Source organism: Variovorax sp. CF079 (assembly GCF_900101545.1).
Lineage (GTDB): Bacteria > Pseudomonadota > Gammaproteobacteria > Burkholderiales > Burkholderiaceae_C > Variovorax.
In genome coordinates this window covers 33834-50775 of sequence record NZ_FMZU01000020.1, presented here as the reverse complement: position 1 = coordinate 50775, position 16942 = coordinate 33834, and the positions used below count along the sequence as shown (strand labels likewise).

Here is a 16942-nt window from a genome sequence, read left to right as displayed (position 1 = left end):
GAATATGGACTCACCGCGGGTCAGCGTCAACCGGCTCGACATGAAGGCACCACCGCGCAAGCCAAAATAGCGGATGCCCGCGCCGCGTCCGCCCATCCTCATCGACCCTCTGGAAGTCGAGTTCAGCGCCATCCGCGCGCAGGGCGCGGGCGGGCAGAACGTCAACAAGGTATCGAGCGCGGTGCACCTGCGCTACGACATCGCGGCGAGCTCGCTGCCCGAGGACGTCAAGGAACGCCTGCTCGCGCTGCGCGACAGCCGCATCACGCAGGAAGGCGTGCTGGTGCTGAAGGCGCAGAAGCACCGCAGCCAGGACATGAACCGCGCCGACGCGCTGGTGCGGCTGCAGGAGCTGGTCGACAGCGTCGCCACGCCGCCGCGCGTGCGCCGGCCGACCAAGCCCAGCTATGGCGCGAAGCAGCGGCGGCTCGAGGGCAAGAGCCAGCGTTCGGAGATCAAGAGCCTGCGCGGGCCGGTGAAGGATTGAGGCAGGCGCTTGGCGCCGGTCGCGAGAACACCGTATGCTGTGGCATCGCTCGATTGCACACAATTTGTAGACAAAGCATATGAAATCCAAAGTCACGGCCAAGGCGCCGGTGCATGAGGAGGCCAGGAAGCCCGGTCGGCCGAAGAAATCCGCCGCTCGCGCGGCTGCCGATGCCACGCCTGCAAAGCCGTCGCGCAAGGCCGCGGCGCCCGAGGCGCCGGCCGAGTTGTCGACGAACCTGACCGACCGGGCCTACGCCGTCGTGCGGCGGCTCATCCTCCAGCGGGAGCTGTCGGGTGGGGAAGTGCTGGTCGAAGGGCGCTTGGCCGAGCGACTCCAGATGTCGCGCACGCCGCTGCGCGAGGCCCTGCTGCGGCTCGAAGGCGAGGGTTTGCTGGTGCGCGCCAATGCGCGATCCTATGCGGTGCGGCGCATCGCGGCGTCGCATTACTTCCAGTGCCTGCAGGTACGCGAACGCCTGGAGTCGCAGGCGGTGTCGCTTGCCATGGGGCGCGTGCCGGCCGAAGAGGTGCGGAACCTGCGCGCCAGCATCCTGTCGCTGGACTCGAGCCAGCAGGGCTCCAGCCACTGGCAGGCCGATGACGAGATCCACGGGTTGTTCGCGCGCGCCTCCGGCAATGCGATGCTGGCCGACACCATCGCCCATCTGCGCGTGCTGTGCCGCCTGTTCGAGGTGGTCGATCCCTTCAAGCGCATCGAGGACGACCGCAAGGAGCATCTGGCCATCCTGGACGCGTACATCGCGGGCAACGAAAAGGCGGCCGAGGAGGCCGTGGTGGCGCACCTGCGAAATCTCGCGCGCTACACGCTCTCGCGGCTCAGCAACGGGCTGGTGAGCGAGTTCTCGCCATAGCCCGGGCGAACGCGGTCAGTGCCGCAGGATCTTCCCGACGAACTCGCGCGTGCGCGCTTCGCGGGGCTGATCGAAGATCTGCTTCGGGTCGCCGACCTCGACCACCTGCCCGCCGTCCATGAACACGACCTTGCTCGACACTTCGCGCACGAACCCCATCTCGTGCGAGACGATGAACATGGTCATGCCGTCGGCTGCCAGCAATCGCACCGTGTCCAGCACCTCGTTGACGAGCTCCGGGTCGAGCGCAGCCGTCACCTCGTCGAGCAGCACGATGCCGGGGTGCAGCGCGAGCGCACGTGCGATGGCCACGCGCTGCTGCTGGCCGCCCGACAGCTGGTCGGGGTAGGACTGCAGCTTGCTGCCCATGCCGACTTTTTCGAGCAGTTGCGTCGCATAGGCTTCCACCTGCTTGCGCGGCCGCCCCTTCACCTTGATGGGGGCGACGGTCACGTTGTCGAGCACCGTCATGTTCTGGAACAGGTTGTACTGCTGGAACACGATCGCCATCTGCGAGCGGATGCGGCGCAGCTGCCCGCGGTCGTTGTAGTCGAGCGCCTGGCCGTCGATGCGCACCTGGCCGGAAATCGGCGGCAGCAAACCCATCAGCACGCGCAGCAGCGTGCTCTTGCCGGAGCCCGAGGGTCCGATCAGGCTGACGATCTCGCCCTTCTCGACCGACAGGTTGATGCGCTCGAGCACGGTGTGCGCGCCATAGTTGGCCTTGAGGTCAACGATTTCGAGTTGGGGCAAGCTTTCTCTCCAGGTATTTGCCGAAACGCGCCAGCGGATAGGACAGCATGAAATAGAGGGCGAGCACCGTGCCGTAGACGAGCGTGGCCGAGAAGCCCTTGTTGTTCATCGTCTTGCCGGCGAAGGCCAGTTCGACCACGCCGATCTGCGACGCGAGCGCCGTGTCCTTGATGAACAGCACGAAGAAGCCGAACACCGGAGGCAGGATGATCTTCCAGGCTTGCGGAACGATCACCAGGCGCAGCGTCTGCAGGTAGCTGAAGTTCAGCGTGATGGCGGCGTCCCATTGGTTGCGGTGCACGGATTCGAGCCCGCTGCGCACGATCTCGGCGATGAAGGCCGTGGCGATCAGGCACACGCTGATCAGCGCCACCGCGAACATGCTGAGGTCCGCATGCATCCCCTGGAAGATGAAGAACACCAGCATCAGCGTCACGAGGAAGGGGATGCGCCGGAACAGCTCGGTGAAGATCGTCACCACCACGCGCAGCGGCCTCGCCGCAGGCCGCGTGCTCAGGCGCACGGCCGCGAACACGAAGCCGAGCGAGAAGCCCACGATGCAGCCGATGGCCGACAGCGCGAAGGTCGCGCCCAGTGCCTTGGCGAAGAAGATCAGGTTGTAGTAGCCGAAGAAGCGCGGCAGCTCTTCGATGATCTGGTCCCACATCAGAACCACCTCATCTTGGCGCGGAAGAAGCGCTTGCCGACGAAGGCGAGCGACAGCGTCGCGATCAGCGTGATCACGATGTAGAGCACCGCGGCGACCGAGAACACCTCGATCGAGCGGAAGGTTTCGGAGTTGATGTTGAAGGCCCGGCCGGTGAGTTCCTCGACCCCGAACACAGCGGCCATCGAGGTGCCGAGCGTCATCAGGATGTACTGGTTCGAAAGCGGCGGGAACAGCACGCGCACGATGTGCGGCACGATCACGTGGCGGATGGTCTGGAGGCGCGAAAAGCCCAGCGTCTCCGCCGCCTCGAGCTCGGGCAGGCGCACCGATTCGAAGCCCGCGCGCTGGATCTCGGTGAGGTAGGCACCGGCATTGAGCGTCATACCGATCAGCACCGCCTGGTAGGGCGACAGGAGGATGCCCGCGTCAGGCAGTGCGAAGAAGATGAAGAAGATCTGCACCAGCTGCGGCGTGTTGGTGAAGAACACCACGTAGGCGCCGACGATGCGGCGCGCCCAGCGCGGGCCGTAGGCGCGCACCGACGCGCCGCCCAGGCCGATCAGCATGCCGAAAGCGAAAGCGAGAAAGGCGATCTGCAGGCTCAGCCACGCACCGCCGATGAGGTAGGGCAGACGTTCGAGGACCGGGGTGTAGTCGAATTGCATGGGATCTCGGTCGTGCATGCGCGCCGCGCGCAGGCAGGCTGCGCGCGGCGCGGGATCATTCGGCGCGACGCCTACTTGTAGCTCGGCGCGGTGCGCGGGTCATGCAGCATGGGGCCGCCGAACCATTTTTTCCAGCGCTCGTCCACATAACCGTTGCGGTGCAGTTCCTTGATCGCGCCGCTCAGCTTCTCGCGCAGCGCGTCGTTGCCCTTCTGCACGCCGATGGCACAGAAATAGACGTCGATGGGCGCGTCCACGATGCGCCAGTCGATCTTGTGCTTGGCGGTGTGCTCGGTCATGAAGTCCATCACGTCGATCATCGCGTCGGCGCGGCCCTGGGCGATCGCACGCACCGCGTCGGGGTAGTTGTCCAGCAGCAGCAACTGGGCCTTGGGCAGCTTCTCCTGCACCAGTTTCACGGGGGTGGCGCCGCGCACCTCGACCAGCTTGACCGAGGGGTCGTTGAGCTCCATCCAGTCCTTGTACGGCTTGGCCTTGGTCGTCAGGACGCCCAACACCTCGGTGTGCAGCGGCACGGTGAAGTCGATGACTTTCTGGCGTTCGGCCGTGATCGTCATGGCGCCGAGCACGGCATCGATCTTGCCGCTGCTCACGAAGGGAATGCGATCGGGCGAGCCGACCTGCACGATTTCGGTCTTCACGCCCAGCAGCTCGCCGAGCTTGCGTGCGATTTCGACGTCGAAACCATCGATCTCATTCTTGTCGTTGAAGATGCCCAGCGGCGGCAGCGTGGGATTGACGCCGATGACGATCTTCTTGCTGGCAACGATCTCGTCGAGCGTTCGCGCCGACGCGGACGCCGGCAGCCCCAGCAGGGTCGAGCCGAGTGCAAGCGATCCGGCCGCCAGCAAGGCGCGGCGGACTGCGTTCCTGATTTGCTTCATCGAGAAGAACTCCTAGAGATGGATGGTTGGATCGAACCGCCGATCGCGGTTCGCAGAGCGGGAACGAACGCAAGACGAATGCCAGTTCGATCGATGTCTGCAAAAGAAATAACATCGATATATGAAATGTATACAATAAAATCCAGCGGGTCCAGCCTGGACTTGCCCGGCTTGTTTCAATCGCTCATCCGACGCTTTTTCTTCATGACGAAGTCTTCCTATTCCGCGCCTGCGGCACTGCGTGCCGATCAGGCGGTGCAGCGGGGGCCGGCGGTGCAATTCCTAGTCGATGGTTGCACCGTCCGGGCATTCGGGGGCGAAAGCGTCGCCGCGGCGCTGTTCGCGGCGGGCCGGCGCGAGCTGCGGTGCAGTCCGCGCAACGGGGCGCCCCGCGGCCTGTTCTGCCTCATGGGCTCCTGCCAGGAATGCCTGGTGTGGGTCGGTGCGCGCAAGCTGCTCGCCTGCCAGGTGCCGGTGGCCGGCGGGCTGGAGGTCGAAACGCTCCCCTTCAGGGAAGAGCGTCATGGCTGAGGCAGCGCTCCAGTCCGTCGATCTGCTCGTGATCGGTGCCGGTCCGGCCGGCGCGCGGGCGGCGCTGCGCGCGCAGGGCTGCGGCCTCAGCGTACTGCTGGTCGACGAGAACCACGACGCGGGCGGGCAGGTGTGGCGGCCGCTTCCCGCAGGATTCACACGTGCAAGCGGCGCCGCGCTGTCGACCGAGGCGAGGCAGGGCGATGCCCTGCGCGAAGAACTGCGCCGGGCCGGCGTGCGCTGCCTCTTCGGCCACAAGGTGTGGAACGTCGGTACGAGTCTGCGCACCGACCTGATCGGTCCGGATGGCACCGTCAGCTGGCAGCCGCGTGCGCTGCTGGTGGCGACAGGAGCGACCGAGCGCGTCGTGCCCTTTCCCGGCTGGACCCTGCCGGGCGTCATGGGCCTGGCCGCCGCGACGATCCTGCTCAAGTCGCAGAACATGCTGCCGGGACGCCGTACGGTGGTGGCAGGCAGCGGGCCGCTGCTGCTGGCGGTGGCGAACGGCATCCTCAAGGCAGGCGGCGAGGTGGCCGCGGTGCTCGACCTGGCCGGGCAGGCCGACTGGCTGCGTGCGCTGCCGTCGCTCACTGGCCGCCCCGATCTGCTGTGGCGAGGGGCGCAGTGGTACGCCAGCCTGCGCATCGCCGGTGTGCCGGTGTTCCACCGGCACGGCATCCATTCCGTCCAGGCGGTGGGCAATGGGTTTCAGGTACGTGCGCTGCGTGTCGATGCGGCCGGCAAGCCGATTGCCGATGTCCCGTCAGCCGTGTTCGTGGCCGACGGCGTGACGGTCGGGCACGGCCTGGTACCGGGCACCGACGTGACCCGGCTGCTGCGCGCCCGCCATCGCTATGCCGCGGAACGCGGCGGCTGGATCGCCGACACCGACGCCGACGGCCGCAGCTCGGTCGCGGGCCTTTACGTCGCAGGGGACGGCGCGGGCATTGCCGGCGCCGCCGCGGCCGGCGCCCATGGCGAACTGGCAGCCTTGGCCTGTGCGCACGACCTCGGCCGGCTGGTGGCAGAGGTCCATGCAAGCGAACGCGCCCGCCTGCTGGCGCAATGGCACAAGCCTGCACGATTCGGGCGTGCGATGGCGGGCCTGATGGCACTGCGCGAAGGCACGGTTGCCGGCATTGCCGCGGACACCATCGTGTGCCGCTGCGAAGACGTGACCCGCGCCGAGATCGATGCGGCAGCGCGCGACGGTGCACGCGACATGAACCAGCTCAAGGCCTGGACCCGCTGCGGCATGGGACCGTGCCAGGGCCGAAGCTGCGGCGATGTGGCCGGGGCACTGCTCGCAGCGCATGTCGGCAGTCGCGAGGCAGTGGGCTGCTTCACGGGCCGCGCGCCGCTGCGTCCGGTCTCGCTCGCCGAGGTGGCGGGCGACTACACCTACGCCGACATCCCCATTCCGAAGGCGGCCCCGCTGTGAGCGAGGCCACGCGCCATGCGGCGGCCTACGACGCGGTCGTGATCGGCGGCGGGGTCATGGGCTGCGCCACCGCCCTGCATCTGGCCGAGGGCGGCATGCGGGTGGCGGTGGTCGATCGCGGACCGCTGTGCCGCGAAGCCTCGGGCGTCAACGCCGGCACGCTCACGCTGCACATGACGCGCGCCGCGCTCGTGCCCTATGCCATGCGCGCGTGGCAGATGTGGATGGATGCGGAGAGGTGGCTCGGCATGGGGGTGCTCGCGACCCACGTGCCCGGGCTCACGCTGGCCTTCACCGAGGCGGAGTGCGAACTGGTCGAATTGCGCGCCAAGGCCCGCCGCGCGTATGGCGCGCCGATCGAGGTGATCACGCCCGAGCGTGCGCGGGAGATCGAGCCCGGCCTGCATTCCGGCCTGCTGAAGGCGGGTTACTGCGAGATTGATGGTTTCGCAAGCGCCTACCTCACGGGCCGGGCGTTCCGCCATGCGCTCACGCACGCCGGCGTCGAGGTGCTCGAAAACGCGCCGGTTGCGGCCATCGATTCGGGCGATGCGGGCCACGTGATTCGTCTCGACGCTGCCGCCGGCCGCGCACCGCTGCACGCGAAGCGGGTGGTGCTGGCCGGCGGCGTGTGGATCCAGAACATGCTGGCCTGGCTCGGCGTGCAGATTCCGATCAAGGTGTTGATCAACCAACTCATCATCACCGAGCGCATCCGCCCCGTGATGCGCACCGTGCTCAGCGTCGCGAGCGGTCTGCTCTCGCTCAAGCAGTTCGCCAACGGCACCGTGCTGATCGGCGGCGGCTGGCAGGGCGATGGCGACCGAGAGCGCGGCGGCGTCGAGGCCCGCCCGCAGAACCTGGTGGGCAACGTGCGCCTCGCGGCCTACGCGGTACCGGCGCTGGCCGAAGCCCGCATCGCGCGCATCTGGCTCGGCCTCGAGGCCGAGACCGCGGATGCGATGCCCATCATCGGCGACGTGCCCGGCGTGCCGCAGGCCTATGTGATCGGCAGCGCGCACTCGGGCTACACCAGCGGCCCGTTCATGGGCCGGATCATGGCCCAGCACATCCTCGGCCAGGAGCCCGACCTGCCTCTTTTCGATCCCGCCCGCCTGCTGGGCATGCCGATGCCCGGCGCTTGAAATGTCCCCTCCATGATTCCTCAACGACCTGACCCTTTTCACGGCATCTATGCCGCCACGCTGTGCCCGCTGCAGGGCGATGGCCGCATCGACGAGACCACGCTGGCGTCCCACCTGGAGGCCAACGCCTCCGTGCCCGGCATGACGGGCCTGCTGATCAACGGACACGCCGGCGAGAATTTCCTGCTCTCGCGCGAAGAGAAGCGCCGCGTGACCGAGATCGCCTTCGAGGTCTGCGGCCAGCGCGCCATTCTGGTTTGCGGCATCAACGCCGAGGACAGCCTCGAGGCCCGGCACCATGTCGACGATGCCAAGGCCGCCGGTGCCGACGCGGTGCTGGTCTTCCCGCCGTTCTCCTGGGCGCTTTCGCAGGATTCGCGCATGGCCGTGACGCACCACAAGACGGCCAACGCCAACGCGCAGATGCCCTTGATGCTCTACCAGGCCGGCGTCAATGCGGGCGCGATGGCTTATCCGCCGGAGGTGCTCGCCGAGCTCGCGCAGCTGCCGCACGTGGTCGGCGTCAAGGAGGGCAGCTGGGAGGCTGCAGCCTACGAGGCCAACCGCCGCCTGGTGAAGCGCGTGGCGCCGCAGGTGGCGATGATGGCTTCGGGCGACGAACACCTGTTCACCTGCTTCGCCATCGGCACCGAGGGCAGCCTGGTGAGCCTGGCCGTCGTGGTACCGGAGCTCGTGATCGCGCTCGACCAGGCCATCCGGCGCAAGGATCTCGACGAGGCGCGCCGTCTCAACGAGCGCATCTATCCGCTGGCCAAGGCAATCTACGGCACGGCGCCGGGCGGCTACGCGACGGCACGGCTCAAGACCTGCCTGAAGCTGCTCGGACGTTTTCCGAGCGATGCCATGCGGCTGCCGATGGGGCCGCTGCCGGCCGAGGAAGTCGCCGCCCTGGAGCGTGCGCTGGCCGAAGCCGGCGTCAGCGCGTAGCTCGGATTTTTCAGGAGTCAACACCCATGTCCCGCAAAATCATTCGCAACGGCCGCATCGTCACGGCCGTGGACGACTACACCGCAGACCTGCTGGTCGATGACGGCCGGATCGTCGCCATCGGCCGCGCGCTCGACGCGGGCCCCGACGCCGCGGTCATCGACGCCACCGGTCTTCTTGTGCTGCCGGGCGGCGTGGACTGCCACACGCACATGGACAACACCTTCGGAGACTCCACCACCTGCGACAGTTTCGAGTCCGGCACGCGTTCGGCCGCCTTCGGCGGCACGACGACGATCGTGGACTTCGCGTTCCAGCGCAAGGAGGTGAGCGTGCTCGAGGCGATAGCACGCGCCCAGGCCAAGGGCGTGGAGGGCGCCTGCATCGACTACGGCTTTCACGTCATCGTGACCGCGGTCGACGACCAGGCCCTGGCCGACATGCAGCACGCGATCCGGCACGAAGGCGTCTCGAGCTTCAAGATGTTCATGGCCTATCCGGGCTCGGTCATGGTCGACGACGCGGCCATCTTCCGGGCCATGCGCATGGTCGGCCAGCACGGCGGCATGATCGCGCTGCATGCCGAGAACGGCACCATCATCGAGCTTCTCATCCAGGAAGCGCTGGCGCAGGGCCACACCGCGCCCAAGTACCACGCGCTCACGCGGCCGGCCCTTATGGAGGGGGAAGCGACGCACCGCGGCATCAAGCTCGCCGAACTCGCCGATGCGCCGGTGTACTTCGTGCATCTCTCGGCCAAGGAAGCGCTCAAGCATGTGATCGAGGCGCGCGACATGGGCGTGCCGGTGTTCGCCGAAACCTGCCCGCATTACCTGTTCTTCGACGAAAGCGCCTACGACAGCGAGGACTTCGACCTGGCGCGCTACGTCATGAGTCCGCCGCTGCGCTCCAAGGAGTCGCAGCAGGCGTTGTGGACCGCACTGCGCACCGACGATCTGCAGCTCGTGTCGACCGACCACTGCCCCTTCTGCATGAAGGAAGGGCATCTGGGCCGCGTCAACCAGAAGCCGTACGGCCGCGATGATTTCTCGAAGATCCCGAACGGCGTGCCGGGCGTCGAAACACGCATGGCGACCCTCTACGACGGCGGCGTCCGCTCCGGCCGCATCTCGCTCAACCGCTTCGTCGAGCTGACCTCGACGGCGCCGTCGAAGCTCTTCGGCCTGTTTCCGCGCAAGGGCACCATCGCGGTCGGCAGCGACGCCGATCTGGTGCTCTTCGATCCCGGCGCCCAGCATGTCATTTCGGCGAACACGCAGCACGGCAACTGCGACTTCACGCTCTTCGAAGGCCGCAGCGTGACGGGCCGGGTGAGCAAGGTGCTGCTGCGCGGCGAGCTCATCGTCGATGGCGAGCACTGGCTCGGCAAGACCGGCAGCGGCCGCTACGTGCCGCGCGGCGAATCGGGCGGCTGGTAAACGCCTGTGCCCACCTACGACTACGCTTGTGCACGCTGCGGTCCCTTCACCGCGCGGCGGCCCCTGGCGCTGTTCGACCAGCCCGCCCCGTGCCCTGCATGCGGCGCCGAGTCCGGCCGCGCGCTGAGTGTTCCGGTTTCGCTGGGCATGGGCAGCCGGGAGCCAAGATCCGGACTGCGGTCGGAGCAGGGCGCCGGTTCGGGCTACCAGCGCCTGCGGCATGGCGGCGCTTGCGGCTGTTGCCCGCCGGCGCTGCGGACCCGCGCCTGAGGCCGCGTCAGCGGCCGGTGTTCCGCGTGCCGACCTCGACCACGAGCAGCGGGTCGAAGAGCGCGTTCTCGTTGACCCCGTCGCGCGCATAGCCGCGCGGGTTGCACAGCACGCGCGTGTCGTTCACGCGGTAGTCGAAGCTGTCGTGTGTGTGGCCGTGGATCCAGAGCTCGGGCCCGCCGCCGGGCATCAACGTTTCCAGGTCGGACACGAAGGAGGCGTTGATCGGCGAGCCGGCAAAGCGCGGATGAATGCTCTTCGGCGAAGGTGCGTGGTGCGTGATGACCACGGTCGGCCCTGCATGCGGCTCGGCCAGCCGGTCGGCCAGCCAGGCCGCGTGGCGCCGGAACAGCGCGGCCGCGTCCGCCGGCGTGAAGAGGGCCGGCGAATCCTCGTTCAGCCGGATGCGGCTGAAGTCGCGCATGAACTGGGCGGCCAGGGCCGTCGCCGACGTGCGCGCCTCACCGGCGCCGAACAGCAGGTAGTCGGTCCACAGCGTGCTGCCGAGAAAACGCACGCCGTCGACAACGACCTCCTCGTCGTCGAGCACGCGGATGCGCGTTCCGGCCGCGCCTGCCTTGAGTTCGCGCATCGTGCCGTCGATGCTGGCGCCGTAAAACTCGTGATTGCCAGCCACATAGAGCACCGGCTTGTCGAAGCCCGCGGCCCAGGCCATCGCTTCGGCCGGGCGCGCGATGTCGCCGGCCAGGATGACCAGATGGGCATCGGTTTGCGGATGCGGCATCACGCCGCGGCTCAGGTGCAGGTCCGAGAGGATGTGGAGTTTCATGCGACGCTCTCCTGCTGCAGGACCGACGCATCGGCCAGCGCGGCCAGCGCGTCGCTGTCGGTCCGGTAGACGAAGAGCATCGGCCCCGGCGCCAGCAGCCCGGCGCGTTCCAGCACCTGCTGCGCCGGCAGCTTGAGCCCGCTCAGGTGCAGCCGCACGCCCTTGGATTCCACCAGCCGGCGGATGGCACCGAAGACCTCCGCGCCGGTCACGTCGATGCGGTTGATCGGCTGCGCGAACAGGCAGATGTCGGTGAGCTCGGGCCGCATCGCCAGCGTGACGGTGATGGCGCGCTCCAGCGTGCTCGCGGTGGCGAAGTCGAGTTCGGCGTCCATGCGCATCGCGTGCAGCTGCGGCGCCAGCGGCGGCAGGTTCCACAGGTGGCGGTCGCGCAGGCTGCCGTCGGGATGCAGGCCCACCTCGATGATGCGTGGATGCAGGTGCCGGTACATGTAGTGGCTCAGGCTCATCAAGAGGCCAGCCAGCACGCCCCAGTAGATCGAGGGCGCGGTCGCGATCGTGAGCACGAAGGTGACCAGCGCCGTGACCGCTTCGACGCGCGAGATGCGCCAGAGCGATACGAACTGCCCCGGGCGCACCAGCCCCAGCATGGCGATGACCACGATCGCCGCGAGCACCGCCTGCGGCACGTGGTAGAGCAGCGGCATCGCCCACAGCAGCGCGGCGCCGATCAGCAGCACGCAGAACACGGTGGCCCAGCCGGTCTGCGCACCAGCGTAGAGATTGATGGCCGAGCGCGAAAACGAGGAACTGGTGGGGAAGGCGCCCGAAAGGCCGGAGGCGATCTTGGCCAGGCCCTGGCCGATCAGGTCCTGGTTTTCGTTCCAGAGCCTGCCGGCGCGCGCGTTGTCGACCTTGGCGCTCGATGCGGTTTCGAGAAAGCTCACCAGCGTGATCATCAGGGCCGGCAGCAGCAGCGTGCCGAAGCTGCCGAGCGGGAGCGGGCCGGGCCAGTAGAAGGCCGGCAGGCCCGAGGGCAGGGTGCCGATCACGGCGCCGCCGCGCAGCGCATAGCCGATGGCGGCGCTGATGGCCGCGCAGGCGCCGACCACGATCATCGCGGCCGGAAAGCGCGGCCAGCGCTCCTTGGCGAGCCACAGCGCGGCGATGCTGCCGAGCCCGAAGGCAATGGCCAGGAAGTCGGGCGGCGCGCCATGCAGCAGCTGGCCGATGCTACGGCCCGTGAAGCCGAAGAGCGCCGGCAGCTGCGACAGGATGATCAGCACCGAGGCCGCCTGCGTGAAGCCGATCAGCACCGGCGAATTGACCAGCCGCAGCACCCAGCCGAAACCGCCGAGTCCGAGCACCAGCTGGATTGCGCCGGACATGAGACAGAGCCACACCGCGAGCGCCACCCACTCGGCGCTGCCCGGAATGGCCAGCGGCCCGAGCGAGGCCGCGACCAGCAGGCTGGACAAGGCGGTCGGCCCGACCGAGAGCCTCGTCGATGCACTGAACAGCACGCCGATCAGCGCCGGCAGCAGCGAGGCGTAGATGCCGGTGACCAGCGGCATCCCGGCCAGCGCCGCATAGGCCACGCCCTGCGGGATCATCATCAGCGCCACGGTGACGCCGGCCAGCGCCTCGCCGGCGAGAAGCGCGCGACTCGGGCGGGGCCAGCCGAGGAAGGGAAGCCAGCGCACGAGCTGGTCGCGGTGGAGGGCCATGCCTTCAGCGCGCGGGATGTTGTTCGGGGTGCACCGGCCGATGATACGAAAGCGCTTGCGAGGCGCCGCGGCAGCTACTTCTTCTTGTGCTGGAACGCCGTCGGCGATTTCCCCGTCGCGGCCTTGAACATCGCGCAGAAGGCGCTGTCGGTCGCATAGCCGCTGGCCGACGCCACCTGGCTCACGGCCATGCCGCGCGCGAGCAGGGGCAGCGCATGCGCGAGCACGGCCTGCTGGCGCCATTGCTGCCAGCTCATGCCGAGCTGGTCGCGGAACAGCCGCGCCACGGTGCGCTCGCTGGCGCCGATGGCCTCGGCGCGTTCGGCCAGCGTGGCGCGGCTGGCCGGGTTGCGCAGCAGCGTCTCGCACAACTGGCGCAGGCGCTTGTCGGCCGGCAGCGGCACATCGATGCGGATCTGCGTCGCGCGCTCGAGCTCGTCGACCAGCAGCGGCGCGATCCAGCGCTCGCGCTGCGCCGCATGCGGGTCGGACGGCGGCAGGCCGTCGGGTGTGGTGTCGAGCGCGAGCATCAGGGCGCGCAGCAAGGGGCTGATCTCGAGCACCTCGCATTTCTCCCAGGCCGGCCCGAGCCAGCTGTGCAGGTAGACGGTGCGCAGCTCGGCGTCCTCGATCAGCGTGACGCTGTGCGGCATGTCGGCTGGCACCCAGAGCGCGCGCGAGGGCGGCACGATGTAGCTGCCGTCCTCGGTGCTCAGGCGGATCACGCCGCGCGTCGAGAAGGTCAGCTGCGGCCAGGGATGGGAGTGCAGCTCGACGAGGGTGTCGGCCTTGAGAAAGTGTTCCTTGGCCCGCAGTGGGCGCAGCGCGTCTGGCGCATAGAGATGGGGCGTGAGCGAGGCGACGCTGTAGATCGGCGTGGCGGCAAGGGGCGGCATGATTTCGACAAATGTTGTCTCTGTATCGGCATTCTGCCGCGGCATCCGGGAATACGATCGGTGCCCGGTCCAGTTTCTTGTTGCAATTCATGTCTTCATCCCACGCTTCCGCCGCCACGCCCACCCTGCGCTCCGACGCCAAGCTGATCGGCCTGGTCGGCCTGGCGCATGCCATCAGCCATTTCGCCCAGCTCGTGCTGCCGCCGCTGTTTCCGTGGCTCAAGGACGCGTTCGAGGTGAGCTACACCGAGCTCGGCGCGGTGCTCACCGTGTTCTTCGTGGTCTCTTGCGTGGTGCAGGCGGCCTCGGGCTTCGTGGTCGACAAGCTGGGTCCGCGGCCGGTACTGTTCGTGGGGCTCGGTCTGCTGGCCCTGGCCGCCGTGGGTTATGCGCTGGCGCAGAGCTACTGGATGCTGCTCGCGAGCGCGGTGGTTGCGGGCGTCGGCAACGGCGTGTTCCATCCGGTCGACTACACGCTGTTCAATCGCAAGGTGGCACCCACGCGCCTGGGCCATGCCTACAGCGTGCACGGCATCACCGGCAGCCTGGGCTGGGCGGTGGCGCCGGCTTTCGTGGTGCCGCTGGCCATCGCTTTCTCGTGGCGCGTGGCGCTGGCCTCGGCGGGCGCGGTGGCCTTGGTGGTGCTGGCGGTGCTGTGGTGGAACCGCAGCGTGTTGGCGCTCGATGCGAAGGCAGTGCACAAGGCGACCGGATCGGACGCGGCCGCGGGCAGCGAATTCGCCTTCCTCAAGATCCCGGCGGTCTGGATGTGCTTCGGCTTTTTCCTCTTCTATGCGATGGCGCTGAGCGTGGTGCAGACCTTCGCTCCGGCCGCGGCCGGCCATCTGCACGCGGTGCCGGTGGCGCTGATCGCGGTGTGCCTCACGATCTACATGGTGGCCAGCGCCGCCGGCATGGTGGTGGGCGGCTTCCTGGCGTCCGACCCCTCGCGGTGCGAGCGCATCGTGGGTGCCGCCTTCGGTGTGGCCGCGGTGCTGGCGCTGGTGCTCGCGCTGGCCGACTTCCCGCCCATCGTGGTGCCGGTGATGTTCGGCGCGATGGGCTTCGCCTCGGGCATCGCAGGGCCTTCGCGCGACCTGCTGGTCAAGCGTTCGACGCCGGCCAATGCATCCGGCCGCGTCTATGGCGTGGTCTACGCGGGCCTGGATATCGGCCAGGCGGTGGCGCCGCTGATCTTCGGCCGGCTGATGGACCATGGCCAGTACGCGAGCGTGATCGTCGGGCTGGCGGTGGTGCAGGCGGTGCTGATCGCCAGCGCGTTCAATGTGCGGCGCGTGCGGCGCGAGGCCTTGGTTCCTGCCTCGGCATGACGAGCCCCCACGCTCGGCACTGCGTGTCCTCGCTGCCCCCCGAGGGGGCCGCAGCCGCCTTGGGGCGGCCCTGCGTCGGCCGATTCCCTTGTCTCTCTACCTGATCGTCGCGCTCGGCGCGGTCGTGGCCGGCTTCGTACAGGGCCTGTCGGGCTTCGCCTTCGGGCTGGTCGCGATGTCCTTCTGGGCCTGGACGGTGGATCCGAAGCTGGCCGCGGTGCTCGCGACCTTCGGCGCGCTCGCCGGCCAGGTGATCGCGGCCGTCACGGTGCGCCGCGGTTTCAACTGGGCGCTGCTGCTGCCCTTCATCCTCGGCGGCCTCGTCGGCGTGCCGTTCGGCGTCTGGCTGCTGCCGCGGCTCGATGTGCCGCTGTTCAAGGCCTGCCTCGGCGGCCTGCTGGTGCTCTGGTGCCCGGCCATGCTGATGGCGCGCAATCTGCCGCGCGTGAGCGCGGGCGGCCGGGCGGCCGACGCGGTGATCGGCCTGATAGGCGGCGTCTGCGGCGGCTTGGGCGGCTTCACCGGCGCGATCCCGACGCTCTGGTGCACGCTGCGCGGCCTCGAGAAGGACGTGCAGCGCTCGGTGATCCAGAACTTCAATCTCTCGATGCTGGTGGTGGCCTTCTCGTTCTACCTCGGCGCGGGCTTCGTCGCTACCGAGACGCTGCCGCTGCTCGGCATCGTCGCAATCGCGGTGCTGGTACCGGTGCTGCTCGGCGCGCGGCTCTACATCGGCATCAGCGAGGCGCGCTTCCGCCAGGTCGTACTGGGGCTCCTGACGCTGTCGGGCGTGGCGCTGCTGGTGTCCTCGGTGCCGGTGCTGCTGGCGCGGACCGGCTAGGGCCTGTTAACGGGCCCTAGTTCATTCCAGGTAGTCGATGAACTCCGGGATCACCTCGCGCAGGAAGGCGATTTCCTCCGCCGGAATGCTGCGCGGCTCCAGATCGAAATGGATGAAGGTGCCATAGGGCGTGCCGTCGGCGCGCGTCAGCAGCTGGCCGTAGTAGGACTCGACGAAGCCGGCGTAGGGGCGGTTCGTCAGGCGCTGGTCCTTGGAGGCATCGCTGGTCACGAACTCGCCATGCTCGATCGCATATTGGCAGAAGCTCCTGCCGAGCGGCACCACCTTCAGCCAGCTGCGGTATTCGGAAATGCGGTCGAAAGCGTGCGCCGCATGCATCACCTCGCCGCTCAGTTTGTAGATCGCCGTGAACCGATAGAGCGTCCGGTCGTTGAGCAGGGCCAGCGCCGGGACGATCCCGTGGTTGGCAAGAAGGCTGCGAACCGCCGCAGCAGGCACGGGCAAATCGATGTCGAGCATGGGGATCCTGGTTGGCGTGGGCGCGAATCTTACGCAATTCTTACGGGACTCGGGAACAGGGTTTGACCCCCATCTTGTCAGCGCAAACCCTTGGATGGCCTCACGGAGGCTCAGGGCTCCGCGGCCTCCCAGCCGGGCGTGAAGGGATAGCGCGCGGCCCAGAACTGGGCCAGGCGCGGCTCCGCGTCGACGCGTCGCACCACCTCGGCCATGCGCGGCGCCTCGCGGTAGAAGCGCAGCCGTCGCGGCGTCCAGCGCGAGACCACCGTCACGTAGAGGTCGAGCATGCCGATGGTGTCGCCCAGCAGATAGGGTGTGCCGCGCGGCATCTGCGCATCCATGAGGCGCCAGCATTCGGCGATGCGTTCTTCCGTGCGCTCGAGGATCACCTTCTCGGCCGCCGCATCGGCCGCCAGCCGCGACGGCATATCGCGCGCCCAGAATAGCGAATAGATCGCGGCGGAGACGAAGCTCATCCAGCGCAGGTGCTGCGCGCGCTGCGGATCGTCGATGGCGGGGGCGAGACCCGCCTCCGGATGGCGGTCGCCGAGCCAGACCAGGATCGCGGCGCTCTCGGTCATGAGCTCGCCCGAAGGCAGCACCAGTACCGGCACCTGCCGCATCGCGTTGACCGGCAGCAGGCGGTCGCGCTCGGCTTCGCTCTCCCAGGGCGCGACGTCGACGATGGTGCAGGGGGCACCGATGAGCGTGAGCGCGGCATGCGCCGGCGTCGCGCCGGAACCGGGCGCGCCGTAGAGGGTGTAGGGCTTGGCGATGGTGTTCATCGC

19 protein-coding genes are annotated in these 16942 nt (G+C 68.4%); 10 read left to right on the top strand and 9 right to left on the bottom strand.

Annotation, left to right across the window (positions count from 1 at the left end; genetic code table 11):
- The first annotated feature begins 73 nt into the window (after positions 1–73).
- Positions 74–487: an alternative ribosome rescue aminoacyl-tRNA hydrolase ArfB gene (arfB, locus tag BLS74_RS24705; protein WP_093109796.1), complete on the top strand. Its 414-nt coding sequence runs from the start codon at positions 74–76 to the stop codon at positions 485–487.
- A 79-nt stretch (positions 488–566) separates the two neighbouring features.
- Entirely contained in the window at positions 567–1361 is a 795-nt protein-coding gene (locus BLS74_RS24700; RefSeq protein WP_244503987.1) for a GntR family transcriptional regulator, read from the top strand.
- A gap of 15 nt (positions 1362–1376) precedes the next feature.
- Here BLS74_RS24700 and BLS74_RS24695 read toward each other — a convergent pair whose 3' ends face one another.
- The 4 genes from BLS74_RS24695 to BLS74_RS24680 form a co-directional block, all read right to left on the bottom strand.
- Positions 1377–2114, bottom strand: coding sequence for an amino acid ABC transporter ATP-binding protein (locus BLS74_RS24695; protein ID WP_093109795.1), 738 nt, complete (start codon positions 2112–2114; stop codon positions 1377–1379).
- Positions 2092–2781 (bottom strand): amino acid ABC transporter permease, encoded by a 690-nt coding sequence (locus BLS74_RS24690; protein WP_093109794.1) that lies wholly within the window; start codon positions 2779–2781, stop codon positions 2092–2094. The genes BLS74_RS24695 and BLS74_RS24690 overlap by 23 nt, the downstream gene beginning before the upstream one ends.
- The gene (locus BLS74_RS24685) at positions 2781–3449 is read right to left on the bottom strand and encodes an amino acid ABC transporter permease (RefSeq protein ID WP_093109793.1); all 669 of its coding nucleotides are present in this window, start codon (positions 3447–3449) and stop codon (positions 2781–2783) included. The genes BLS74_RS24690 and BLS74_RS24685 overlap by 1 nt, the downstream gene beginning before the upstream one ends.
- A gap of 71 nt (positions 3450–3520) precedes the next feature.
- Entirely contained in the window at positions 3521–4354 is an 834-nt protein-coding gene (locus BLS74_RS24680; protein ID WP_093109792.1) for a transporter substrate-binding domain-containing protein, read from the bottom strand.
- Between the two features lie 204 nt (positions 4355–4558).
- Between BLS74_RS24680 and BLS74_RS24675 the strand changes: the two genes are divergently transcribed.
- From BLS74_RS24675 to BLS74_RS24650, 6 genes are read left to right on the top strand one after another with little or no spacing between them, the layout of a single operon-like run.
- A complete protein-coding gene (locus BLS74_RS24675) occupies positions 4559–4885 on the top strand; it encodes a (2Fe-2S)-binding protein (protein ID WP_093109901.1) in 327 nt (108 codons plus the stop codon).
- Positions 4878–6326 (top strand): FAD/NAD(P)-dependent oxidoreductase, encoded by a 1449-nt coding sequence (locus BLS74_RS24670; protein ID WP_093109791.1) that lies wholly within the window; start codon positions 4878–4880, stop codon positions 6324–6326. Before BLS74_RS24675 ends, BLS74_RS24670 begins: the two co-directional genes overlap by 8 nt.
- Positions 6323–7471, top strand: coding sequence for an NAD(P)/FAD-dependent oxidoreductase (locus tag BLS74_RS24665; RefSeq protein WP_093109790.1), 1149 nt, complete (start codon positions 6323–6325; stop codon positions 7469–7471). Before BLS74_RS24670 ends, BLS74_RS24665 begins: the two co-directional genes overlap by 4 nt.
- Positions 7472–7483: 12 nt before the next feature.
- Positions 7484–8419, top strand: coding sequence for a dihydrodipicolinate synthase family protein (locus BLS74_RS24660; protein WP_093109789.1), 936 nt, complete (start codon positions 7484–7486; stop codon positions 8417–8419).
- 26 nt (positions 8420–8445) lie between these two features.
- Positions 8446–9858, top strand: a complete 1413-nt coding sequence (gene hydA, locus BLS74_RS24655) for a dihydropyrimidinase (RefSeq protein WP_093109788.1) — start codon at positions 8446–8448, stop codon at positions 9856–9858.
- 6 nt (positions 9859–9864) lie between these two features.
- Entirely contained in the window at positions 9865–10128 is a 264-nt protein-coding gene (locus BLS74_RS24650) for an FmdB family zinc ribbon protein (RefSeq protein WP_093109787.1), read from the top strand.
- A gap of 7 nt (positions 10129–10135) precedes the next feature.
- On the opposite strand, the gene BLS74_RS24645 is transcribed toward BLS74_RS24650, so the two are convergent.
- From BLS74_RS24645 to BLS74_RS24635, 3 genes are all read right to left on the bottom strand, one after another.
- The gene (locus tag BLS74_RS24645; RefSeq protein ID WP_093109786.1) at positions 10136–10918 is read right to left on the bottom strand and encodes a metallophosphoesterase; all 783 of its coding nucleotides are present in this window, start codon (positions 10916–10918) and stop codon (positions 10136–10138) included.
- The gene (locus BLS74_RS24640; protein ID WP_093109785.1) at positions 10915–12606 is read right to left on the bottom strand and encodes a SulP family inorganic anion transporter; all 1692 of its coding nucleotides are present in this window, start codon (positions 12604–12606) and stop codon (positions 10915–10917) included. The genes BLS74_RS24645 and BLS74_RS24640 overlap by 4 nt, the downstream gene beginning before the upstream one ends.
- A 74-nt stretch (positions 12607–12680) precedes the next feature.
- On the bottom strand, positions 12681–13502 hold the full coding sequence (locus BLS74_RS24635; protein ID WP_093109900.1) for an AraC family transcriptional regulator: 822 nt from the start codon (positions 13500–13502) through the stop codon (positions 12681–12683).
- Positions 13503–13591: 89 nt separating this feature from the next.
- Here BLS74_RS24635 and BLS74_RS24630 point away from each other — a divergent pair, with 89 nt between their 5' ends.
- The gene (locus BLS74_RS24630; protein WP_093109784.1) at positions 13592–14833 is read left to right on the top strand and encodes an MFS transporter; all 1242 of its coding nucleotides are present in this window, start codon (positions 13592–13594) and stop codon (positions 14831–14833) included.
- Positions 14834–14921: 88 nt separating this feature from the next.
- Positions 14922–15674, top strand: coding sequence for a sulfite exporter TauE/SafE family protein (locus BLS74_RS24625; protein ID WP_244503986.1), 753 nt, complete (start codon positions 14922–14924; stop codon positions 15672–15674).
- A gap of 21 nt (positions 15675–15695) precedes the next feature.
- Here BLS74_RS24625 and BLS74_RS24620 read toward each other — a convergent pair whose 3' ends face one another.
- The gene (locus BLS74_RS24620; RefSeq protein WP_093109782.1) at positions 15696–16154 is read right to left on the bottom strand and encodes a hypothetical protein; all 459 of its coding nucleotides are present in this window, start codon (positions 16152–16154) and stop codon (positions 15696–15698) included.
- 110 nt (positions 16155–16264) lie between these two features.
- Positions 16265–16939: a glutathione S-transferase family protein gene (locus BLS74_RS24615; RefSeq protein ID WP_093109781.1), complete on the bottom strand. Its 675-nt coding sequence runs from the start codon at positions 16937–16939 to the stop codon at positions 16265–16267.
- Positions 16940–16942 lie beyond the last annotated feature (3 nt).